This is a genomic window from Pseudonocardia xishanensis (genome assembly GCF_039541715.1).
GTDB classification, from domain to species: domain Bacteria; phylum Actinomycetota; class Actinomycetes; order Mycobacteriales; family Pseudonocardiaceae; genus Pseudonocardia; species Pseudonocardia xishanensis.
On record NZ_BAABGT010000069.1, the window covers coordinates 61,205 to 82,162 of the forward strand.

A 20,958-nucleotide genomic window follows, 5' to 3' on the forward strand; every position below is an offset into this window, starting at 1 on the left:
TACCGTGCTAGGCGACGTGACATGGAACACGCCAACGCCGGGAACTCGTACGACGACACCCGAGGAGGAGGGCACCGTGGCCCCACCGCCGAGCAGGTCGCCCGACCGACCCCACCGCCGACTCCGCAGGATCGCCCGGTCGGGGCCCCTCGCCCTGCTGGCCGGGTTGGCCGTGACCCTCTCGGGTTGCGCCGGGGCGGGCGCCCTGGGCGGCGGCGGCGAAGGACAGCAGACGATCACGATCGCGATCGTCTCCAACCCGCAGATGAAGGACGCGATCGAGCTCTCGCCGCAGTTCGAGGCGGCGAACCCGGACATCCGGCTGAAGTTCGTCAGCCTGTCCGAGAACGAGGCCCGTGCGAAGATCACCGCCTCGGTGGCGACGAACAGCAGTGAGTTCGACGCGGTGATGATCTCCAACTACGAGACGCCGCAGTGGGCCGCGAACGGCTGGCTGACCGACCTGGACCCGCTGATGGCGCAGACGCCCGGCTACGACGAGAACGACTTCATCCCCGCCGTCCGCGGGGCGCTCTCCGGGCCGGACGGGCACATGTACGCGGTGCCGTTCTACGGCGAGTCCTCGTTCCTCATGTACCGCAAGGACCTGTTCGAGCAGGCCGGGATCGTCATGCCCGCCCAGCCGACCTGGCAGGACGTCGCGGCGGCGGCCCGGAAGCTGCACGACCCGGCGAACGGGATGTCCGGCATCTGCCTGCGCGGCAAGCCCGGCTGGGGCGAGGTGATGGCCCCGTTCGACACCGTGGCCAACACGTTCGGCGCCCGCTGGTTCGACCCGCAGTGGAACGCGCAGCTGACCTCGCCGGAGTTCAAGGCGGCCGCGAACTTCTACGTCGACCTGGTGCGCGACTACGGCACCCCGGGCGCGGCCACCAGCGGCTTCTCCGAGTGCGGCACGCAGTTCAGCCAGGGGAACGCGGCCATGTGGTACGACGCCACGGTCGCCGCGGGCATCGTCGAGAACCCGGAGGAGTCCCGCGTCTCGGGCAAGGTCGGGTACGCGCCCGCCCCGGTCGTGGAGAAGCAGGACGCGGGCTGGCTCTACACCTGGTCGCTGGCCATCCCGAAGACCTCCGAGGAGAAGGGCACCTCCGCGGCCGCGTGGAGGTTCCTGTCCTGGATGACCAGCAAGGAGTACGGCCCGATGGTCGGCAGGCAGCTCGGGTGGGAACACGTCCCGCCGGGCGCGCGCCAGTCGACCTACCAGATCCCGGAGTACGTCGAGGCCTCCAAGGCCTACGCCAAGCCGACGCTCGACGCGATCGAGGCCGCCGACCAGAAGAAGCCGACCGTCCAGCCGGTGCCCTACACGGGGATCCAGTTCCTCGCGATCCCCGAGTTCCAGGACCTGGGGACGCGGGTGAGCCAACAGCTCTCGGCGGCCGTCGCCGGGCAGCAGACCGCGGACGAGGCGCTGGAACAGGCCCAGGTCTACGCCGAGACCGTCGGCCAGTCCTACCAGAGGGAGGGACAGTGACCACGACCGTCGAGAGGCCGGCGGAGATCGTTCCCCGGCAACCCGCGAGTGCGGGTCGTGAGGGCTGGGTCCGACGGGCCCCGCTGCTCCCGGCGCTGATCTTCACGATCATCGTCACGCAGCTGCCCTTCATGTTCACCATCTACTACTCCCTGCAGAGCTGGAACCTCGTCCGGCCGGGCGGGCCCCAGTTCGTCGGGCTCGACAACTACGTCAAGGTCTTCACCGACAGCGCCTTCCGCGGCGTCGCGGTCAACACCGTGGTGCTCACCGCGGGCGCGGTGCTGATCTCGATGGTGCTGGGCCTCGCGTTCGCGCTGCTGCTGGACCGGCAGTTCCGCGGCCGCGGCTTCGTGCGGACGCTGCTGATCACGCCGTTCCTCATCACGCCGGTCGCGGCCGCGCTGCTGTGGAAGACGGTGCTGTTCGACCCGACCTACGGCCTGATCAACTTCGTGCTCTCGCCGTTCGGGGTGGGCCAGACGGACTGGATCTCGACCTTCCCGCTGACCTCGGTCATGGTCGCGCTGATCTGGCAGTGGACGCCGTTCATGATGCTGCTGACCCTCGCGGGCCTGCAGAGCCAGCCGCACGACGTGCTCGAGGCCGCCCGCGTGGACGGCGCAGGCAGCTTCGCGATCTTCCGCGAGGTCACCCTGCCGCACCTGCGCCGGTTCATCGAGCTGGGCATCGTGCTCGGCGCGATCTACCTGGTCAACACGTTCGACGCGATCTACATGATGACCCAGGGCGGCCCGGGCACCGCCAGCGCGAACCTGCCCTTCTACATCTACCAGCGCGCGTTCCTGGGCTTCGACGTCGGACAGTCCGCGGCGATGGGCGTGGTGGTCGTCATCGCCACGATCATCGTCTCCACGTTCGCCCTGCGGCTGATCTTCCGCAGCTTCCAGACCGAGGAGGGATGATGGCCGCACCGACCACGGAACGCCCGGCCTCCACGAGCGAGACCCGGGAGCTCGCGCCCGCGCACCGCGGCAACCGCGCCGGGCCCGCGCTGCTCACGGTCCTGACCTGGATCCTCGGGATCGGGTTCTTCTTCCCGATCCTGTGGATGGTCCTGTCGGCCTTCAAGAAGGAGACCGACGCCTACACCAGCCCGCCGACGCTGTTCTTCACGCCGACCCTGGAGCAGTTCCAGACGGTGTTCAGCTCGGGCATCGGGCCGTACCTGCTGAACTCGCTGTTCGCCACGGTCATGTCCACCGTGTTCGTGCTGCTGTTCGCGGTGCCCGCCGCCTACGCGGTGTCGCTGCGGCCGGTGAAGAAGACCCAGGACGTCCTGTTCTTCTTCATCTCGACGAAGATGCTGCCGGTCGTGGCGGCCATCGTGCCGATCTACGTCGTCGTCAACAACATCGGCATGCTGGACAACATCTGGACGCTCGTCGTCCTCTACACGGCGATGAACCTGCCCATCGCGGTGTGGATGATGCGGTCGTTCTTCCAGGAGGTCCCCAAGGAGCTCCTCGAGGCGGCGTCGATGGACGGGGCGTCGCTGTGGCGCTCCATGCGGGAGGTCGTGCTGCCGGTGGTCTCCCCCGGCATCGCCGCCACCTCGCTGATCTGCGTGATCTTCGCGTGGAACGAGTTCTTCTTCGCCGTCAACCTCACCGCCGCGACCGCCGCGACGGTGCCGGTGTTCCTCGTCGGGTTCATCACCTCCGAGGGGCTGTACTTCGCCAAGCTCTGCGCCGCGGCCACGATGTGTGCGCTGCCGGTCGTGATCGCGGGCTGGATCGCCCAGAACAAGCTCGTCCAGGGCCTCTCCTTCGGGGCCGTCAAGTGAAGGGGGCCCTTCGTGGCTGACGTCGTGTTCGACCATGCGTCCCGGGTGTACACCGTCGGGGCCAAGCCCGCTGTGAACCGGCTGGACCTCGAGATCGCCGAGGGCGAGTTCGTCGTCCTCGTCGGCCCGTCCGGGTCCGGCAAGTCCACCGCGCTGCGCATGCTCGCCGGCCTCGAGGAGATCGACGACGGCGAGATCAGGATCGGCGGCCGCAACATGGTCGGCGTGCCGTCGCGGGACCGGGACATCGCGATGGTGTTCCAGAACTACGCGCTGTACCCGAACAAGACCGTCGGGGACAACATGGCGTTCCCGCTGAAGATGCGGGGGGTGGACAAGGCGACCCAGCAGGAGAAGGTCAGGGCAGCCGCGGACATCCTCGGCCTGACCGATTACCTCGACCGCAAGCCCAAGGCGCTGTCCGGCGGGCAGCGCCAGCGCGTGGCGATGGGGCGGGCGATCGTGCGGGAGCCGCAGGTCTTCCTCATGGACGAGCCGCTGTCCAACCTCGACGCCAAGATGCGCGTGTCGACCCGCACCGAGATCGCCGCCATGCAGCGGCGGCTCGGGGTCACCACGGTCTACGTCACGCACGACCAGGTCGAGGCCATGACCATGGGCGACCGGGTGGCGCTGCTGGCGGACGGGAAGCTCCAGCAGTTCGCCACCCCCTCGGAGCTCTACGACAAGCCGGCGAACGCGTTCGTGGCCGGGTTCATCGGCTCGCCCGCGATGAACCTGTTCACTCTGCCGGTGTCCGCGGAGGGTGTCCGGATGGGCTCGTCGGAGCTGCGGCTGCCGCGCGAGGTGCTCTCGCGCATCGGCGGGCACGAGCGGGTCACCCTGGGCATCCGGCCGGAGCAGTGGGCGGTGGCCGACGGGGTGGGTGGACACGGCTCGTCGTCGGGGGTCAAGGCACAGGTGGACGTCGTCGAGGAGCTCGGCAGCGACGCCTACCTCTACGCCCACCTGGACGACGAGGCCCAGACCGCGGTCGTGGTCCGCACCGCGGGCCGGTCGGGGGCGCACCGGGGCGACCAGATCGTCCTGACCCCGACGAGCGAGGAGCTGCACCTGTTCGACGCGGACTCGGGCGACCGCCTGTAGCGGCGCTCACGAGGGCCTGTCGACCACCCCCAATCGGTGATCAACAGGCCCTCACGCGTGTCGGGTCGAGGTGAGACCCTGGAGTCAGGGCAGACCGCGGTGCAGGCTCAGGCCTCGCGGGCGGAGGCGGCGAGCTGGCCGCAGGCCGCGTCGATCTCCTGGCCGCGGGTGTCCCGGACGGTGCAGGAGACGCCTGCGGCCTCGACCCGGCGCACGAACTCGCGCTCGACGGGCTTGGGGCTCGCGTCCCACTCGCTGCCCGGGGTGGGGTTGAGCGGGATCAGGTTCACGTGCACCCGCTTGGTGCCGATCCGCTGCCGCAGGAGCTTGCCGAGCAGGTCGGCGCGCCACGGCTGGTCGTTGACGTCCCGGATCAGGGCGTACTCGATGCTGACCCGTCTGCCGGTCGTCGTGGCGTAGCGGCGGCCTGCGTCGAGGACCTCCGCGACCTTCCACCGGTTGTTGACGGGGACCAGGGTGTCGCGGAGCTCGTCGTCCGGGGTGTGCAGCGAGATCGCCAGCGTGACGGGCAGGCCCTCCGCGGCCAGCTTGTCGATGGCCGGGACCAGGCCCACCGTGGAGACGGTGATGCCCCGCGGGGAGATGCCGAAGCCGTTCGGCGCGGGTTCGGTGATGCGGCGCAGGGCCGCGACCACGCGCTTGTAGTTCGCCAGCGGCTCGCCCATGCCCATGAAGACGATGTTGGAGAGCCTGCGGGACTCCCCCAGCGCGCCGTCCTGCGCGGCCTTCGCGGCCTGGCGCACCTGGTCGACGATCTCGCCGGTCGAGAGGTTGCGCTGCAGCCCGCCCTGGCCGGTGGCGCAGAACGGACAGGCCATGCCGCAGCCGGCCTGGCTGGAGATGCAGACGGTGGCGCGGTCCGGATAGCCCATGAGGACCATCTCCGACAGCGTGCCGTCGTGGCCCTTCCAGAGGGTCTTGCGGGTCTGCCCCGCGTCGCAGACCTGCTCCTTGATGCTGGTCACCAGCGACGGGAGCAGGGTCTTCGCCAGTTCGCGGGCGGCGGCGGGTAGATCGGACATCTCCGCGACGTCCGCGGTCAGCCTGCCGAAGTAGTGCCGGGCCAGCTGGTCGGCGCGGAAGCCGGGCAGGCCGAGCTCGCCGACGGCCGCCTTGCGCTCGGCGGGATCGAGGTCGGCGAGATGGCGGGGCGGGGTGGCGCGCTTGGGTGCGTCGAAGACGAGCGGCAGGGGTGTGGACATCGCGTCGTCCAGGCTACCTGCCGACCCGCTCCCGCAGCTCACCGAGCACACCCGTGCGACGGGCGGCCGCCGCCCAGAGGACGACCGCGCCGCCGAGCCCGACGACCCCGTAGGGCACCGAGGTGCCCACGGTGTCCAGCGCGAGCAGCGCGCCCGCCGCGCCCAGCACGACCAACGCCCCGCCCGCGGCGAGGAACGAACGGTCCACCAGCACGGACGATAGCGCGATCAGCCCGGCCCCGATCACCGCCCCGCCGAGCGGCACGGTCAGCTCGCCCCAGCCGTTGCCGATCAGCGGCAGCCCGATCCCCAGCCCGACGAGCAGCACCGCGACGATCACGGCGATCCGGATCAGGCGCGTCCGCAGGTCCCGTGGCGGCCTCGCGCCGCGCCCGTGCCTGCGCCGGACGGTGGTGAACAGCCAGCCCGTGCCCAGCAGCCCGGCAGCCATGAGCAGCGTCCCGCCGCCCGTCCCGAGCCCGAGCGACCCGGCGACCCACGCCGCGCCGGCGAACAGGACCTCGAGCTGCGGCAGCGGGATCCCGGCGGGGGCACGCAGGGTACGGCTCATGGCTTCACGGTAGCGAGGTCGTCACCCGGTGGGGTGTGTGGGGCGCCCGGGCCGCACGTTTCGTGCGCTCGGGCCGCACGTGTGGGGCGCTCGGGCCGCACGTTTCGTGCGCTCAGGCCGCACGTTTCGTGCGCTCAACGCTGCATGATCGCCGAGAGTGTGGGCTCAGAGCGGTCACGCCAACTCTGGAAGCACGAAACGTGCGCATTGGACGCGCCTCAGCCGACCGGTTCGAGCTCCCGGACGTGCCCGACCTCGTGGCGGCCCTGCGGAACCTCGCGACGGGCGCGGGCCCACGCGGTGAGCAGGGCGACCGCGACCCCGCCCACCGCCCACGCGCCCGCGACCAGCAGTGGGCCCGTCGTCCCGGCCGCGTCGAAGTAGACGATCCGGCGCAGCGCGTCGACGCCCGCGCCGTTGGGCAGCCGGGACCCGATCTCGCTCCAGAACGCAGGCAGCACCCCTGCCTGGTACGCCCCGCCGGCGCTGGGGTTGCCGAGGATCACGAAGAGCAGGATGGTCACGCCGATCCCGACCACCCCCAGCAGCGCCGACAACGCCACGGTGACCGCCGCGGCGGCGAACGTGAGCAGGGTGCCGAGCCCCCAGAGCGCGAGGACGTGCCCGGTGAGCGCGCCGAGCACCGGCCCCGCGATCAGCGCGCCGCCCAGCCCGCCGAGGACGGCGAAGCCCAGGGCGACACCCAGTCGTCGAGCGGTCGTGCGCAGGTCCGGCCGGGCCGCATCGGTCAGGCCGAGCAGCGCAGCGAGCAGATATCCCCCGACGATCCAGCCGGTGACCAGGTAGAACCCGCTCAGCCCGCGCGCGTCTCCGTCCTGCGGGGCGACCAGGTCGGTCACGGTGAGCGTCCGCCCCTGACCCGCCTCGGCCCGTCCGACGACGGCCTCGACGGCGCTCGCCTCGGACGTCCCCGCCGCGCTCGCGACCAGCAGGGTGTCCCGCGTGCCGGTGGGGTCCACGATCAGCACGCCCGCCGTCTCGTCCGCCGCGAGCGCCGCCCGGGCCGACGACTCGTCCGCGCCGGTGACCGTGAGGGTCCCGTCCAGGCCTGCCGCCAGCCGGTCGACGACCGCCGCGGGCGCCACCACCTGCACCGGGATCTCGTGCGGGGCGGGGTCGTGGAAGGCTCCGACGTAGCTGAGCACGAAGCCGAGCTGCAGCCCCAGCACCGCGAGCACCAGGCCCAGGGTCCGGCCGATCCGTCCCACGACGTCCTCCTCGATGTACTCCTGTATCCGATGCATGACTGTATTCGATGCATTCATGTATCGTCACTGTTCAGGAGGTCACATGACGACCAGGCGGCGGGCTGAGACCCGGACACGACTGCTGGACGCGGCGGCGGCGGTGTTCGCCGAACGCGGGTTCGGCGCCACGAGCGTGGAACAGGTGTGCGAGGCGGCGGGCTACACGCGCGGCGCGTTCTACTCGAACTTCTCCACGCTGGACGAGCTGCTCCTCGCCCTGTTCGCCCGCAGGCACACCGAGGTGGTCGCGGGGCTGACGGCCGCGCTGGACCGGTTGACCGGGCCGACCCCCGTCGGCGACCTGGCCGATGTCGTGGACGACCTGGTGGCGGCCCACCTCGCCGACCGGCGGTGGCAGGTCCTGCAGACCGAGCTGGCCCTGCACGCCCTGCGCACCCCCGCCATCGCGCCTGCCGTCGCGACGCAACGCGCGGAGCTGCGCGGACGGGTGGGCGAGCTGATCGAGCACGCCGCGACACGCGCGGGGCGGCGCATCACGGTGCCGGCGGACGAGCTGGCCCGTGCGGTACTCGCGCTCGTCGAGGGCAGCAGGCTGCAGGCCTACCTGGACCCGGAGCCCGTCCGGACCGACCGGCTGCTGCTCACCGCGCTGCTGGAGCAGGTGACCGAAGCCGTGTGAGCGCCGCAGCAGTGCGTCAGGGGTGGAGCAGGCCGGTGGGTCGGCGGCGGGTGTGGAGACGGTATCCGACGGGGATGGTCAGGCCCGGGGTCGCGGCGATCGCGCGCTCGGCGGTGGCCGGGGCGAACTCGATCCGCAGGACCGCCTCCAGGGTGGCTCGCTCGGCGAACCGCCAGGTGGAGGTGATCCGCCGCTGGTCGAAGCCCTGCCGGGCGAAGAACCGTTCGACCCCGGCCGGGTCGTAGCGGGGCAGATCGGCACGCAGCCAGTCGCCGTAGGGCGGGACCGTGAAGTCCAGGTCGATGATCGCGAGGATCCCGCCGGGCCGCAGCACCCGGTCGGCCTCGGCGAGACCCGGCTCGCAGCCCGCACCGAAGAAGTAGGCGGTGCGGGCGTGCACGACGTCCGCCGAGCCGTCCGGCAGCGGCAGCGCCTCCGCTCCCCCGCGCCGGACGTCCAGCCCGCGGGCCCGCGCCCGAACGACCAGCGGCGGGTGCGGCTCCACGCCGACGACCGAGCGGGCCTGCTCGGCGAAGCGCGGGAGGTGGAACCCGTCCCCGCAGCCGACGTCGACGACGTCCAGCCCGGCCCACGGCGCCGCCTCGGCGAGCGCGGCCCAGAGCACGCCGTCCGCGTCCTGCGCGCGGTTCTCCTGCTCGTAGACCTCGGGCCAGTGCCAGATGTTGGGGCTCGGCAGCGCGGGCCCGGACTTCAGCTGCCCGCCGAAACCCGGGTACCTCACGGGAGGGGGACGAAGGCGCTGAGCAGCGCCCACGAGACGAACGCGGCGGGCAGCATGGAGTCCATGCGATCCATCAGCCCGCCGTGGCCGGGCAGCAGCGTGCCCATGTCCTTGAGACCCAGGTCCCGCTTGATCATCGACTCGGTGAGGTCGCCCAGGGTCGCGGTGACCACCAGGACGACGCCGAGGATCGCCCCGAGCCACCACCTGCCGTCGAGCAGGAGCAGCACCGACAGCGCACCGGCGACGCCGCCCGCGACCAGCGATCCACCGAAGCCCTCCCAGGACTTCTTCGGGCTGATCCGGGGGGCCATGGGGTGGCGGCCTGCGAGGACGCCCGCCGCGTACCCGCCGACGTCCGACGCGACGACGCAGATCATGAAGGTCAGGACCCGACCGACGCCGTCCTCCGGCATGACCAGCAGCACCGCGAAGGAGACGAAGAACGGCACGTAGGCGGCGGTGAACACGCCCGAGCCGACGTCCCGGACGAAGCCGTCCGCCGCGGTGGCCCCGCTCGTCCCGCTCGATCCGCCCATCCGCCAGAGCAGCGAGACCAGCACGGTGACGGCGAACGCGATGGCGGACCCCCGCAACCCGAACGGCCACGCCAGCCACACCATCGCCTGACCGCCCACCAGGAGCACCGGCAGCGGGATCTTGATCGACTGGTTGCTGCGGCGCAGCGCGCCGCCGAGCTCCCAGGTCCCGACGGCCGCGGCCGCGGCGAGCACGATCACGAACGCCTGCCGCTGGATCAGCAGCGACGCCAGGATGACCGCGCCCATGGACAACCCGACCGCGATCGCGGCGATCAGGTTGCGGCCCAGCCGGCCCTGCTGCGCGGGCGGGGCGGACGGCGTGCCGGGAAGCCCCGACCCGGGGAGGTCGGAGGTCACCGGGGGCTCGTCCTGCGGCCCGGAGGAACCGGCAGCGGGATCGGCGGTGGGTTCGGTGCCGTGGGAGGTGGTCATTCAGACCTCGAGGAGCTCGGCTTCCTTGTGCTTGACGAGCTCGTCCACCTGCGCGACGTACCTGTCGGTGGTGCCCTGCAGCTCCTTCTCGGCGCGGGTCACCTCGTCCTCGCCCGCCTCGCCCTCCTTGACGATGCGGTGCAGCTCGTCCATCGCCTTACGGCGCAGGCTGCGGATGGTGACGCGGGCGTCCTCGCCCTTGCTACGGGCGACCTTGACCATCTCGCGGCGCCGCTCCTCGGACAGCTGCGGGATGATGCAGCGGATGATCTGCCCGTCGTTGCTCGGGTTCAGGCCCAGGTCGGAGTCCCGGATGGCCTTCTCCATGGCCTTGAGCGACGCGGCGTCGTACGGCTTGATGACCGCCATCCGCGCCTCGGGGATGTTCACCGAGGCGAGCTGGTTGAGCGGGGTGTACGCGCCGTAGTACTCGACGACGACCTTCGAGAACATCGACGGGGTCGCCCGGCCGGTGCGCACGCTCGCCAGGTCGTCCTTGGCCACCTCGACGGCCTTCTCCATCTTCTCCTCGGCGTCGAAGAGGGTTTCGTCGATCACGGCTGCTCCCAGGCTCGTACTCAGTTCTCGGGCGTGCTGACCAGCGTGCCGATCCTCTCACCCCGCACCGCGCGGGCGATGTTGCCCTCGCTGAGCAGGTTGAACACGACGATCGGCATCTTGTTGTCCATGCAGAGGCTGAACGCGGTCGCGTCCGCGACCTTGAGCCCGCGTTCGAGCACCTCGCGGTGGGTGATCTCGTGGAACATCTCGGCCGACGGGTCCGTCTTCGGGTCGGCCGTGTAGACCCCGTCCACGCCCTTGGCCAGCAGCAGGGCCTCGCAGCCGATCTCCAGGGCGCGCTGGGCGCCCGCGGTGTCGGTGGAGAAGAACGGCATCCCGACACCCGCGCCGAAGATCACCACGCGGCCCTTCTCGAGATGCCGGATGGCGCGCCGCGGAATGTAGGCCTCGGCGACCTGGCCCATGGTGATCGCCGTCTGCACCCGCGTGTCCAGGTGGTGCTCGCGCTCCAGGAAGTCCTGCAGCGCGAGGCAGTTCATCACGGTGGCGAGCATGCCCATGTAGTCCGCGCGGGACCGGTCCATCCCGCGCTGCTGCAGCTCGCTGCCGCGGAAGAAGTTGCCGCCGCCGATCACGATCGCGATCTGCGCGCCGCTGGCGACGACCTCCGCGACCTGCCGCGAGACCGTCTCCACGACCTTGGGATCGACGCCGAGGCCGCCCCCGCCGAACATCTCGCCGCCGAGCTTGAGCAGCACGCGGCGAAAGCCCGTCCGGGGGCCCTTCTCGACGTCGATCCCGTGGTCGTCCATCAGGCCTGGCCGACCTCGAAGCGGACGAAGTCCTTGACGGTCAGCCCGGCCTCGTCGACCAGGGCCTTGACGGTCTTCTTCGAGTCGATCACCGACGCCTGCTCCAGGAGCACGACGTCTTTGTAGAAGCCGGTGATCCGACCCTCGACGATGCGGTCGAGGATCTTCTCCGGCTTGCCCTCCTCGCGCGCGGTCGCCTCGGCGATGCGCTTCTCGTTCTCCACGACCTCGGCCGGGACCTGGTCACGCGTGGTGAACTGCGGGCGGGCGGCGGCGATGTGCATCGCCACGTTGCGCGCGGCGTCGGCGTCCTCGCCCTCGTAGGCGACGAGCGCGCCGATGGCAGGCGGCAGGTCGTTCGACCGGCGGTGCAGGTAGATCGCGACCGGGCCGTCGACGTGGATGTAGCGCTTGAGCTCGAGCTTCTCGCCGATCCGGGCGCTGAGTGCCTGGATGGCGTCCGCCACGGTCCCGCCGTCCAGCGGGGCCTTGGCCAGCGCCTCGACGTCCGCGGGCTTCTGGTCCACGGCCACGCCGAGGATCTTGGTGGCGAGCCCGATGAAGTCGTCGCTCTTCGCGACGAAGTCCGTCTCGCAGTTCAGCTCGACCATGGTGCCGCCCTCGGCGACGACCAGGCCGTTCGACGTGGCGCGCTCGGCGCGCTTGCCCACGTCCTTGGCGCCCTTGATGCGGAGCAGCTCGACGGCCTTGTCCAGCTCGCCGTCGGACTCCTCGAGCGCCTTCTTGCAGTCCATCATCCCGGAGCCGGTGAGCTCACGGAGCCGCTTGACGTCGGCGGCGGTGTAGTTCGCCATCTCGGTGTCTTCTCGTCCTTCGCGGAAGTGGGACCGAACCGGCGGCCGGAGCGCGCGCTGCGCGCCCCGGCCGCCCGGGGTTCGGAGGGTCAGCCTGCGGTCTGCTGGGTGCCGTTGCTGGTGGTCGCAGGAGCGGCGGCCGCAGCCTCGGGAGCGGGCTCGGCGGCGGGTTCGGCCGCGGGCTCGGCGGCCGCGGTCGGCAGGCTCGCACCGTCCGACCCGCCGCCGGTCAGGAGCTCCTGCTCCCACTCGGCGAGCGGCTCGTCCGCCGGCTTCTCGCTGTCGTTCCGGTTGCCGCCGGAACGGGCCAGCAGGCCGTCCGCCGCCGCCTTCGCGATCACCTTGGTGAGCAGCGCGGCGGAGCGGATCGCGTCGTCGTTGCCCGGGATCGGGTAGTCGACCTCGTCCGGGTCGCAGTTGGTGTCCAGGATGGAGACGACCGGGATGTGCAGCTTCCGGGCCTCGCCGACGGCGATGTGCTCCTTCTTGGTGTCCACGATCCAGACCGCGCTCGGGACCTTCGACATGTCACGGATGCCGCCGAGGGTCTTCTCGAGCTTGTCCTTCTCGCGGGTGAGCATGAGGATCTCCTTCTTGGTGCGACCCTCGAAGCCCCCCGTCTGCTCCATCGCCTCGAGCTCCTTGAGGCGCTGCAGGCGCTTGTGCACGGTCTGGAAGTTGGTGAGCATGCCGCCCAGCCAGCGCTGGTTGACGTACGGCATGTTGACCCGGCCCGCCTCCTCGGCGATGGCCTCCTGGGCCTGCTTCTTCGTGCCGACGAACATGATCGTGCCGCCGTGCGCCACGGTCTCGCGGACGAACTCGTAGGCGCGGTCGATGTACGACAGCGTCTGCTGCAGGTCGATGATGTAGATGCCGTTGCGCTCGGTCAGGATGTAGCGCTTCATCTTCGGGTTCCAGCGCCTGGTCTGGTGCCCGAAGTGCACGCCGCTGTCGAGCAGCTGCTTCATGGTGACGACGGCCATGGCCGGTGTACACCTCTCCGTAGGGCGCGGGGGGCTCCCGCGCGGGCGGTTACTCGCGGGACCGCCGGTGGAGGCCCCGCCCTGGCGCCGCGTCGGCTCCCGGACCCGCTCCCCCGACGTGAGATCGTGGGATCGGGACCGCCCGGTCACCGTGGGCCCCGTTCGACACGAGGCACGCGAGCGCGCGAAGTCACCTCGATCGCTCGAGGTGCGGTGTCGAGTGTACGCCCGGCCCGTGGGACGGCTCACCCGGGATCACCCGCGTGACCGGTGGTTGTCCACCGTTTCGCGCGCCTGTGGACGGATCCGCCGCCCCCGCGCCGCACACCCCCGTCCGCGGGCACGCTCCCGGCATGAGGCGGTGGCGGGTGGGGCGCTCGACGGGAGTCCGGACGGTCGTCGCGGTGCTGGCCCTCACCGCCGAGCTCGGTGGGGTGGAGGCGGTCGCGGCGGCCCCGGCGGCTCCCGCGGCTCCGGCGGTCGAGTACGGGTGGCCGCTCGTGCCCGCGCCCGGCATCGCGCGTCGGTTCGAGGAGCCGCCCTTCCGCTACGGCCGCGGGCACCGCGGGGCGGACCTGGTCGGAGCACCCGGGCAGGCGGTCGTGGCGGCGCGGGGCGGGGAGGTGGTGTTCGTGGGGCCGGTGGCCGGGCGCGGCGTGGTGTCCGTGCTGCACGCCGACGGGCTGCGCACGACCTACGAGCCGGTCACCGCGACCGTCGCGCCCGGGACCCGGGTGCTCCGCGGCGACCCGATCGGCACGTTGGACCCGGGGCACCCGGGATGCCCGGCCGCAGCGTGCCTGCACTGGGGCGTACGCCGCGGCTCGGGATCGAGCTCGGACTACCTCGATCCGCTGGTCCTGCTGCGACCACGGTTCGTCCGGCTCCTCCCACTCCCGTGACCGCTACCCCGCGACGGTCTCGCGGAGCCTGCTGCGCAACCGCGTGACCAGCCGGGAGTGCAGCTGGCAGACCCGGGACTCGGTCACCCCGAGCAGCCTGCCGATCTCGGCGAGGGTGCGGTTCTCCAGGTAGTACAGCCGGACCACCTCCTGGTCCCGCTCGCCCAGGCCGCCCACCGCGACGACGAGCTCGCGCACGGTCTCGGCGTGCTCGGCGACCTCGGCCGGATCCGGGGCGGTGTCGTCCGGTACCAGCTCGGCCAGCGACACCGGGCCGGTCCAGCCCGTCTCCAGCGCCTCGACGCTCACGAGCTGGCGGTGCAGTAGCGATCCGCGCAGCTCGCGCAGACCCAGGCGGAGCTCCTCGGCCACCTCCCGGTCGCTGACGGTCCGGCCGCGGACGCTCTCCAGCCGTTCCCGGGTCCGCTCGATCTCGCGGTGCCGGGAGCGGGCGCTGCGCGGCACCCAGTCCTGGGCGCGCAGCTCGTCCAGCATGGCGCCGCGGATGCGCTGGGCGGCATAGCTCTCGAAACGCACCTCGCGCTCGGGATCGAACCGCTCGACGGCGTCGAGCAGACCGAACATGCCGACCTGCACCAGGTCGGACACGTCCACGTGGTTCGGCAGGCCGCCCGCGAGCTTGCCCGCGACCCCGCGGACCAGGCCGCGGTAGTGCACGACGAGCCGGTCCCGCCCGGACCGGGAGCGGGTGGTGAGGTAGTCCGCCCACAGCGTGGAGGTGATGTCCGCGGCGTCCGCGAGATCCGCCGGGTGGACGGGGGTTGCGCTCTCGGCGTCCGCGGGCGACGCGATCGGCACCTCCTGCGACGGATGGGACGACCCGCCACTCGGCGCACCGTCTGGCCCGATCGGGCGAACGACGACGGCCTCGGGCGTGTCGGCCCACCTCGCGAGGGCCGTCGGGGGGATGTCGGCGACCGCGGAGACCGCGGCGGGGGCGCACGTCGGCTCGTCCCACTCGGGCGCCACCCCGGACCCGACCGGGACCGAGCGCAGTGACACCCTGTTGTCGGGGACGACGGCCCCCGACGGGTCCTCCAACGCCCTGGCGAGGGCACGGGCAAGGGCCCCGGCTGATGCTACGGCCGAGGCCGCGACCTGCGAGGACTCGACGTCAGGAGCGTCATGCCCGGGGATGAGCCTGGTCATGGACCACCTTCAGACGGTCGACTGTCACGTGCGTGTAGAGCTGAGTGGTCGACAGCGTAGCGTGACCAAGCAACTCCTGTACGTGACGAAGGTCGGCGCCGCCGTTCAACAGATGGGTGGCCGCCGCGTGCCGCAGACCGTGCGGTCCGATGTCCGGCGCACCCGGGACGGCGGTCATCGCGCGGTGCACGACCGTGCGGGCGACCCGCGGGTCGATCCGACCGCCGCGCACCCCGAGGAACAGCGCGGGCGGGGTCTGCGGACCGACCAGTGCGGGCCTGCCGAGCCTGCGCCAGCGATCCAGCGCCCGGGCCGCGGGCACGCCGAACACCACGGTGCGCTCCCGGTCGCCCTTGCCGACCACGCGCAGGGTCCGACGGGAGTCGTCGACGTCCGCGAGATCCAGCCCGCAGGCCTCGGCCACCCGGATGCCCGTGGCGTACAGGACCTCCAGCAGCGCGAGGTCCCGCAACGCTTCGGGGTGCTCCTCGGCGGCCCCGGAGACGGCGGCGTCGAGGACGGCGGCGGCCTGGTCGGCGCGGACGACCTCGGGCAGCGCGGGCCGTCCCCGCGGTGAGCTGAGCCGGGCGCCGGGGTCGGTCCCCAGCACCCCGACGCGCACCGCCCAGGCCGTGAAGCTGCGCACGGCCGCGGCGCGCCGGGCGAGCGTGGTGCGGGCGGCACCTGCCGAGTGCGCTTCGGCGAGCCGTCGCCGCAGGTGCGCGAGATCGAGCTCGGCGGGCTCGCCCAGCCCGTCGAGCATCGACCGCAGGTCCGAGCGGTAGGCCCGGACGGTGTGGGGTGAGCGACCGCGCTCGAGGCTGAGGTGGCGCAGGAACCGTTCAAGCGGCTCGGCCAGCGCGGGAACGAGCCCGCCTCCTCCCCCCGCGTCCCCCTCCACCCCGGACCCCGCGTCGGAGGACCCCGGCGCGGCCGAAGGCCCCGACCCGTCGGGCCCCGACACGGGAGACCCGGACCGGGCAGGCCCCGACTCCGCAGGCCCCGACCCACCGACCGCTGTCCGGCCGGGCGGCGTCTCGGCGGGCTGCGGCGAGCGCGAGCGGTGGTCCGTGGCCATCCGCCGACCGTGCGGGCTCGCTCGGGCCCGGTCAACCCGCCACGCCGCCCGGTGCCCCACACGGTCCCCTGCACTCGCCGCGACCACACGGGCTCGAGCCGGGAGGTGCTGGGCCGATTCCACCCGAGTGACGGTCAGAGATCTCGACGCCCGGCCCAGTCCCACCCCGGCGGCAGCCGACGGTCCCCGCGCCCGGCCTCCCACCCGGGCGGCAGCCGGAGATCCGGCGCCCGGCGCGATCCGGCGGCCGGGGCGCGCCCGGACCGTCCGAGGCGGACACGGTCCTGGCCGCGGCACCCCTCACTCGGGCTCCTCCGGTCGACCCCGCTGCCACCGACCCTCCCGGTACTGCGCCAGCCCGCGGTGCTCGAGCTGGACGAGCGCGGCGCGGACCGTGTCCTGCTCCAGGCCCGCCTCCTCGGCCAACCAGCGGACGTCTCGCGCCGCGCGCGGTGGCAGCGCGTCGTGCACCCGGGTCTGGTCGGGGTCGAGCTCGTCCGTGGGCCGCCGGGGGCGGTCCGGCTCGCGGGCGAGCTCGATGCCCAGCCTGCCGGTGGCCTCCGCGATCTCCTCGGCTCGGGTGACCAGCAGCGCCCCGGCCCGGATCAGCTCGTGGCAGCCCGCCGACACGGCGGACCCGACCGGGCCGGGCACGGCCATGAGGACGGTGCCCAGCCTGAGGGCGTCGCTCGCCGTGCGCTGGGCCCCGCTGCGCCGGGCGGCCTCGACCACCACGGTGCCCGCGGACAGCGCCGCGATCAGCCGGTTCCGCACCAGGAAGCGGTGGCGGGCCGGGACGGCGCCCGGCGGGTACTCGGACACCACCAGGCCCTGCTCGGCGATCCGCCGGATCAGACCGGCGTGGGACCCCGGGTAAGCCCGGTCGATGCCGCACGCCAACACCGCCAACGTGGGTCCGCCCGCGGCGAGCGCCCCGCGGTGCGCGGCCCCGTCGATGCCCAGGGCCGCCCCCGACACCACGGTGAAACCGGAGACGCCCAGCCCGCCTGCCAGATCGGCCGCCGTGTGCGTGCCGTACCCGGTGGCCGCCCGGGCCCCGACCACGGCCACGGCCCGTTCGACCAGCCCGGCCAGCGGGCCCCGGCCGCGGACCCAGAGCGCCAGCGGCGGGACCAGGTCGTCGCTTCGGGCGAGAGCGAAGGCGGCGAACGGCCAGTGCGGCCACTCGGGGTCCTCGGGGCACACCAGCCGGGCGCCGCACGCGGCGGCCGCGTCCAGGTCCGCGTCCACCCGGTCCGCGGTGCGCCGAGCCGACGTCTCGCCGGACACCTCCCGCGAAACGTCCCCGCGGCGGATGGCGGCTGCGGCCTCGACCGGCCCGACCAGCTCGACTAACCGTCCGGTGTGCGCCGCGGGCGGCTCCGCGACCCGGAGCAGGTAGGCGCGTGCCCGCACGACCTCGTCGGCCAAGGCGGTTCCGCCCACCATCGACCCCGTCGCCGGCGGCTCCGCCGACACGGCGGCTCCGCGGGCCACCACCGGCGACGACACCGCCCGTGCGGACACCGCATTCCGCGACATCGCGGACTGCGACCCCCCGGGTCGCACCACCTCCGGCCGCACCGCCTCCGGTCGCACCACCTCCGACTGCACCACCTCCGACTGCACCACCTCCGACTGCAGCGGCGTCGACTGCAGCGGCGCCGACTGCATTGCAGGCTGCGTCGACCCCGGCACCACTGCGGCGGACGGCGGCCCTCCGGACCCCGGTCCCGGCCTCATGCCGCACCCCGTTCCCGGAAGTAGAGGGCGCTGTCGACCGTGTCACGGTCCGGCGAGGTCGCCCCGGCCAGGTCGGCGAGCGTCCACGCGACGCGCAGTGCCCGGTCCGCTCCGCGCGCCGAGAGGTCTCCGGTCCGCATCCGCTGTTCCAGTGGCCGCACCGCGGACCGCCCCAGGCCGGAGAGGCGGCGCAGGTCCGGGCCCGGGATCTCGGCGTTCGTGCGCCAGCCGTGAGCGGCCCAGCGCGCCGCGGCGGCCTCGCGGGCGGCGAGCACCCGGGCGCGCACGCGGGCCGTGTCCTCACCCCGCACGGCCGGGTCGCCGAGCTCGGTGATCGGGACCATCCGGGCCCGGATGTCCACCCGGTCCATGAGCGGGCCGGACAACCGCGCCCGGTAGCGCCTGCGGTCGACCGAGGTGCAGCAGCAATCCTGCTCCCGCGGTTTCGCGCAGGGGCACGGGTTCGCGGCGAGGATCAGCTGGAAGCGCGAGGGGTACCGCATCGCCCCGTCGGCGCGGGCCAGCCTGACCTCGCCCTCCTCCAGCGGGGTGCGGAGGGCGTCCAGCACGTGCCGGGGGAACTCGGTGCACTCGTCCAGGAACAGCACACCGCGGTGCGCCAGGGAGACCGCCCCCGGACGCGGGACGCCGCTGCCCCCGCCGACCAGGGCCGCCATCGACGCGGAGTGGTGCGGCGCCTCGAACGGCGCGATCCGGGACAGCGGGTCGGGCGGCAGCTCGCCCGCGACGGACCGGACGGTGGCCAGCTGCAGGGCCTCCTCCCGGTCCAGCTCGGGGAGCAGGCCCACGATCCGCCGCGCGAGCATCGTCTTGCCGGTGCCCGGCGGGCCGACCAGCAGGAGGTGGTGCCCGCCCGCGGCGGCCACCTCGAGCGCCCGCCGCGCGTCCACCTGGCCGACCACCTCGGCCAGCTCCGGGACCGCCTGCGGCGGGCTCGGCGGCACCTCACCGGGCGGGTCCAGCAGCCGGTCACCCGCGAGCCACCCCACGACCTGCTCCAGCGACCCCGCACCGAGGACCTCGATCTCCTCGACGAGTGCCGCTTCGGCCAGTGCCGCCGCCGGCACCACCACCCGGCGCAGCCCCGCCTTCCGGGCCGCCAGCACGCTGGGCAGGACGCCGCGGACCGGGCGGACCCGCCCGTCCAGCGCCAGCTCGCCGATGAGCACGGTGTCGGCCAGCGGGGCGGGGTCCACCACGCCGGCACCGGCCAGCACGCAGGCCGCGAGCGCGAGGTCGAACCGCGACCCGGACTTGCGCAGCGTGGCGGGTGAGAGGGCCAGCAGGATCCGCACCGCGGGCCACTCCCGCCCCGAGTTGACCACGGCCGACCGCATGCGGTGCACGGACTCCTGCAGCGCCGTATCCGCCAGCCCGACGATCTGCACGCCGGGGATCCCGCCCCCGACCTGGGCCTCGATCTCGACGGCCACGCCCTCGACCCCGTGGAGCGCGACCGACCATCCGCGCGCGAGGCCCATCAGAACGCGTCCTCGTAGTGTCGGAGTGTGATCTCGGCGCCGGGCCGCATCACGACCGCCACGACGTCGAACCGGATCTCGCACCAGTCGACGGCGTGGGCGGCCAGCCAGGCCCGGGTGACCTGCCGGATCCGCGACGCCTTGAGCGCCGTCACCGACTCCGCGGGCTCGCCGTACCGGGTGCCGGACCGGGTCTTGATCTCGCACACCACGAGCCGCGCCGGGTCCCGGCCGCGCTCGGTGGCGACGACGTCGATCTCCCCCGCCCGGCACCGCCAGTTGCGGTCCAGCACCACGAGGCCCTTGCGTGTGAGGTACTCGACCGCGACCGCCTCGCCGCGGCGGCCCAGCTCGTCCTTCGCTGCCATGCCGGCAACGATGACCGAGGGCCACGACCACCGGAGCGGAACGACGGAATCCGTCCACAGGTGCCGGAACCGGTGGACAACCCTGCTCGGAACGGCCCCGCGCGCCGGGATCCCGTCCGGCCCCCGTGCTAGGGCGCGGCAGGCCTCAGAACCGGTCGTTCTCCGGCAGCCGCAGGTCCGGCTTGTCCAGCTCCTCGATGTTCACGTCCTTGAACGTGACCACCCGGACGTTCTTCACGAACCGCGCCGGTCGGTACATGTCCCAGACCCACGCGTCGGACATCCGGACCTCGAAGTAGACCTCGCCGTCGCTGTTGCGCGGCGCGACGTCCACGGAGTTCGCCAGGTAGAACCGGCGCTCGGTCTCCACCACGTACGAGAACTGGGAGACGATGTCCCGGTACTCCTTGTAGAGCGTGAGCTCCATCTCGGTCTCGTACTTCTCGAGATCCTCGGCGCTCACGACAGCTCTCCCCCGGCATCGACCTCCACGTCGGGGATCCCGTCCGTGGCCGACCCATTCTGGACCACCCCGACCCGCCCCCCGACGCGGGCCACCGAGGCGACGTTCACGAACGAGAAACGGTGCTCCGGGCAGGGCCCGTGCTCGGCGAGCGCGGCCTCGTGGACCGGGGTGTTGTAGCCCTTGTGCTCGGCGAAGCGGTACTGCGGGAAACGGGCGTCGAGCTCGACCATCATCCGGTCCCTGGTCACCTTGGCCAGCACCGACGCCGCGGCGACGCACGCCGCCGTCAGGTCGCCCTTCGGCACGGCCAGCGAGGGCCTGCCGAAGCCGCGGACCGGGAAACCGTCGGTCAGCACGTACCCGGGCGGCGAGCCCAGGCCTGCGACCGCGCGGCGCATCCCCTCGATGTTCGCGATGTGCACGCCCCGCCGGTCCACCTCGGCCGGAGGGATCACCACGACCGCGAAGTCCTCGGCCCGCCGCAGGATGCGGTAGTAGAACTCCTCGCGCATCGCCGCGGTGAGCAGCTTGGAGTCGGTCAGGCCCTCCAGCCGCCGCGCATCCCCCGACCGGAGCACGCAGGCGGCCACGACGAGCGGGCCGGCGCAGGCGCCGCGGCCCGCCTCGTCCACGCCCGCGACCGGGCCGAGCCCGTGGCGCTGCAGCGTGCTCTGCAGCGTCCAGGTGCCTGCGGAGGCGCGCACGGTGGCCCGGGTGGGCTTCCACTCGGGCGGGAGGATCTGGGCGGGACGCCGACGGCGCGG

Annotated in this window: 22 protein-coding genes; 6 read left to right on the forward strand and 16 right to left on the reverse strand. The window is 72.9% G+C overall.

The window, feature by feature from the left end; genetic code table 11:
• Positions 1–130: 130 nt before the first annotated feature.
• Genes ABD993_RS22160 through ABD993_RS22175 form a run of 4 tightly spaced genes read left to right on the forward strand, consistent with a single transcriptional unit; the run spans position 131 to position 4,412 of the window.
• Positions 131–1,498, forward strand: coding sequence for an ABC transporter substrate-binding protein (locus tag ABD993_RS22160; RefSeq protein ID WP_345421939.1), 1,368 nt, complete (start codon positions 131–133; stop codon positions 1,496–1,498).
• Positions 1,495–2,424 (forward strand): carbohydrate ABC transporter permease, encoded by a 930-nt coding sequence (locus ABD993_RS22165; RefSeq protein ID WP_425569091.1) that lies wholly within the window; start codon positions 1,495–1,497, stop codon positions 2,422–2,424. The genes ABD993_RS22160 and ABD993_RS22165 overlap by 4 nt, the downstream gene beginning before the upstream one ends.
• Positions 2,424–3,305 carry a carbohydrate ABC transporter permease gene (locus ABD993_RS22170; RefSeq protein WP_345421673.1) on the forward strand — a complete coding sequence of 294 codons (882 nt, stop codon included), beginning with the start codon at positions 2,424–2,426 and terminating at the stop codon, positions 3,303–3,305. Before ABD993_RS22165 ends, ABD993_RS22170 begins: the two co-directional genes overlap by 1 nt.
• Positions 3,306–3,317: 12 nt before the next feature.
• Complete coding sequence (locus ABD993_RS22175; RefSeq protein WP_345421676.1) at positions 3,318–4,412, forward strand: ABC transporter ATP-binding protein; 1,095 nt, start codon at positions 3,318–3,320, stop codon at positions 4,410–4,412.
• Between the two features lie 107 nt (positions 4,413–4,519).
• Here ABD993_RS22175 and rlmN read toward each other — a convergent pair whose 3' ends face one another.
• The 3 genes from rlmN to ABD993_RS22190 form a co-directional block, all read right to left on the reverse strand.
• Positions 4,520–5,635 (reverse strand): dual-specificity RNA methyltransferase RlmN, encoded by a 1,116-nt coding sequence (gene rlmN, locus ABD993_RS22180; RefSeq protein ID WP_345421679.1) that lies wholly within the window; start codon positions 5,633–5,635, stop codon positions 4,520–4,522.
• 13 nt (positions 5,636–5,648) lie between these two features.
• Positions 5,649–6,206 carry a hypothetical protein gene (locus ABD993_RS22185; protein ID WP_345421682.1) on the reverse strand — a complete coding sequence of 186 codons (558 nt, stop codon included), beginning with the start codon at positions 6,204–6,206 and terminating at the stop codon, positions 5,649–5,651.
• Positions 6,207–6,424: 218 nt separating this feature from the next.
• On the reverse strand, positions 6,425–7,471 hold the full coding sequence (locus ABD993_RS22190) for a DUF3533 domain-containing protein (protein ID WP_345421685.1): 1,047 nt from the start codon (positions 7,469–7,471) through the stop codon (positions 6,425–6,427).
• Positions 7,472–7,517: 46 nt separating this feature from the next.
• Between ABD993_RS22190 and ABD993_RS22195 the strand changes: the two genes are divergently transcribed.
• Positions 7,518–8,114 (forward strand): TetR/AcrR family transcriptional regulator, encoded by a 597-nt coding sequence (locus ABD993_RS22195; protein WP_345421688.1) that lies wholly within the window; start codon positions 7,518–7,520, stop codon positions 8,112–8,114.
• Between the two features lie 16 nt (positions 8,115–8,130).
• On the opposite strand, the gene ABD993_RS22200 is transcribed toward ABD993_RS22195, so the two are convergent.
• From ABD993_RS22200 to rpsB, 6 genes are all read right to left on the reverse strand, one after another.
• Positions 8,131–8,856 (reverse strand): class I SAM-dependent methyltransferase, encoded by a 726-nt coding sequence (locus ABD993_RS22200; protein ID WP_345421691.1) that lies wholly within the window; start codon positions 8,854–8,856, stop codon positions 8,131–8,133.
• Positions 8,853–9,830: a phosphatidate cytidylyltransferase gene (locus ABD993_RS22205; RefSeq protein ID WP_345421694.1), complete on the reverse strand. Its 978-nt coding sequence runs from the start codon at positions 9,828–9,830 to the stop codon at positions 8,853–8,855. Before ABD993_RS22205 ends, ABD993_RS22200 begins: the two co-directional genes overlap by 4 nt.
• Positions 9,831–10,388: a ribosome recycling factor gene (frr, locus tag ABD993_RS22210; protein WP_345421697.1), complete on the reverse strand. Its 558-nt coding sequence runs from the start codon at positions 10,386–10,388 to the stop codon at positions 9,831–9,833. It lies immediately after the preceding gene.
• A gap of 20 nt (positions 10,389–10,408) precedes the next feature.
• Positions 10,409–11,164, reverse strand: a complete 756-nt coding sequence (gene pyrH / locus ABD993_RS22215) for a UMP kinase (protein WP_345421700.1) — start codon at positions 11,162–11,164, stop codon at positions 10,409–10,411.
• On the reverse strand, positions 11,164–11,979 hold the full coding sequence (tsf, locus tag ABD993_RS22220) for a translation elongation factor Ts (protein WP_345421703.1): 816 nt from the start codon (positions 11,977–11,979) through the stop codon (positions 11,164–11,166). Before tsf ends, pyrH begins: the two co-directional genes overlap by 1 nt.
• Positions 11,980–12,068: 89 nt before the next feature.
• A complete protein-coding gene (gene rpsB / locus ABD993_RS22225) occupies positions 12,069–12,965 on the reverse strand; it encodes a 30S ribosomal protein S2 (protein WP_345421706.1) in 897 nt (298 codons plus the stop codon).
• Positions 12,966–13,318: 353 nt separating this feature from the next.
• On the opposite strand from rpsB, the gene ABD993_RS22230 reads away from it, so the two are divergent.
• A complete protein-coding gene (locus tag ABD993_RS22230; protein WP_345421709.1) occupies positions 13,319–13,867 on the forward strand; it encodes a murein hydrolase activator EnvC family protein in 549 nt (182 codons plus the stop codon).
• Positions 13,868–13,870: 3 nt separating this feature from the next.
• Here the strand turns inward: ABD993_RS22230 and ABD993_RS22235 are convergent, their stop codons facing one another.
• From ABD993_RS22235 to ABD993_RS22265, 7 genes are all read right to left on the reverse strand, one after another.
• Positions 13,871–15,037: a FliA/WhiG family RNA polymerase sigma factor gene (locus ABD993_RS22235; RefSeq protein ID WP_345421712.1), complete on the reverse strand. Its 1,167-nt coding sequence runs from the start codon at positions 15,035–15,037 to the stop codon at positions 13,871–13,873.
• Complete coding sequence (locus ABD993_RS22240) at positions 15,012–15,938, reverse strand: tyrosine recombinase XerC (protein ID WP_425569093.1); 927 nt, start codon at positions 15,936–15,938, stop codon at positions 15,012–15,014. Before ABD993_RS22240 ends, ABD993_RS22235 begins: the two co-directional genes overlap by 26 nt.
• A gap of 477 nt (positions 15,939–16,415) precedes the next feature.
• Complete coding sequence (gene dprA / locus ABD993_RS22245) at positions 16,416–17,564, reverse strand: DNA-processing protein DprA (RefSeq protein ID WP_425569104.1); 1,149 nt, start codon at positions 17,562–17,564, stop codon at positions 16,416–16,418.
• 290 nt (positions 17,565–17,854) lie between these two features.
• Entirely contained in the window at positions 17,855–19,360 is a 1,506-nt protein-coding gene (locus ABD993_RS22250; protein WP_345421718.1) for a YifB family Mg chelatase-like AAA ATPase, read from the reverse strand.
• Positions 19,360–19,728 (reverse strand): YraN family protein, encoded by a 369-nt coding sequence (locus ABD993_RS22255; RefSeq protein WP_345421721.1) that lies wholly within the window; start codon positions 19,726–19,728, stop codon positions 19,360–19,362. Before ABD993_RS22255 ends, ABD993_RS22250 begins: the two co-directional genes overlap by 1 nt.
• Positions 19,729–19,873: 145 nt before the next feature.
• A complete protein-coding gene (locus tag ABD993_RS22260; protein ID WP_345421723.1) occupies positions 19,874–20,191 on the reverse strand; it encodes a DUF2469 domain-containing protein in 318 nt (105 codons plus the stop codon).
• The gene (locus ABD993_RS22265; RefSeq protein ID WP_345421946.1) at positions 20,188–20,934 is read right to left on the reverse strand and encodes a ribonuclease HII; all 747 of its coding nucleotides are present in this window, start codon (positions 20,932–20,934) and stop codon (positions 20,188–20,190) included. The genes ABD993_RS22260 and ABD993_RS22265 overlap by 4 nt, the downstream gene beginning before the upstream one ends.
• Positions 20,935–20,958 lie beyond the last annotated feature (24 nt).

Coding starts and splice junctions, on each gene's coding strand:
- ABD993_RS22255 (WP_345421721.1), bottom strand. CDS start 19,728: ATGGCAGCGAAGGACGAGCTGGGCCGCCGCGGCGAGGCGGTCGCGGTC.
- rlmN (WP_345421679.1), bottom strand. CDS start 5,635: ATGTCCACACCCCTGCCGCTCGTCTTCGACGCACCCAAGCGCGCCACC.
- tsf (WP_345421703.1), bottom strand. CDS start 11,979: ATGGCGAACTACACCGCCGCCGACGTCAAGCGGCTCCGTGAGCTCACC.
- ABD993_RS22195 (WP_345421688.1), top strand. CDS start 7,518: ATGACGACCAGGCGGCGGGCTGAGACCCGGACACGACTGCTGGACGCG.
- ABD993_RS22205 (WP_345421694.1), bottom strand. CDS start 9,830: ATGACCACCTCCCACGGCACCGAACCCACCGCCGATCCCGCTGCCGGT.
- rpsB (WP_345421706.1), bottom strand. CDS start 12,965: ATGGCCGTCGTCACCATGAAGCAGCTGCTCGACAGCGGCGTGCACTTC.
- ABD993_RS22190 (WP_345421685.1), bottom strand. CDS start 7,471: ATGCATCGGATACAGGAGTACATCGAGGAGGACGTCGTGGGACGGATC.
- dprA (WP_425569104.1), bottom strand. CDS start 17,564: ATGGTGGGCGGAACCGCCTTGGCCGACGAGGTCGTGCGGGCACGCGCC.
- ABD993_RS22250 (WP_345421718.1), bottom strand. CDS start 19,360: ATGGGCCTCGCGCGCGGATGGTCGGTCGCGCTCCACGGGGTCGAGGGC.
- ABD993_RS22185 (WP_345421682.1), bottom strand. CDS start 6,206: ATGAGCCGTACCCTGCGTGCCCCCGCCGGGATCCCGCTGCCGCAGCTC.
- pyrH (WP_345421700.1), bottom strand. CDS start 11,164: ATGGACGACCACGGGATCGACGTCGAGAAGGGCCCCCGGACGGGCTTT.
- ABD993_RS22230 (WP_345421709.1), top strand. CDS start 13,319: ATGAGGCGGTGGCGGGTGGGGCGCTCGACGGGAGTCCGGACGGTCGTC.
- ABD993_RS22235 (WP_345421712.1), bottom strand. CDS start 15,037: ATGACCAGGCTCATCCCCGGGCATGACGCTCCTGACGTCGAGTCCTCG.
- ABD993_RS22170 (WP_345421673.1), top strand. CDS start 2,424: ATGGCCGCACCGACCACGGAACGCCCGGCCTCCACGAGCGAGACCCGG.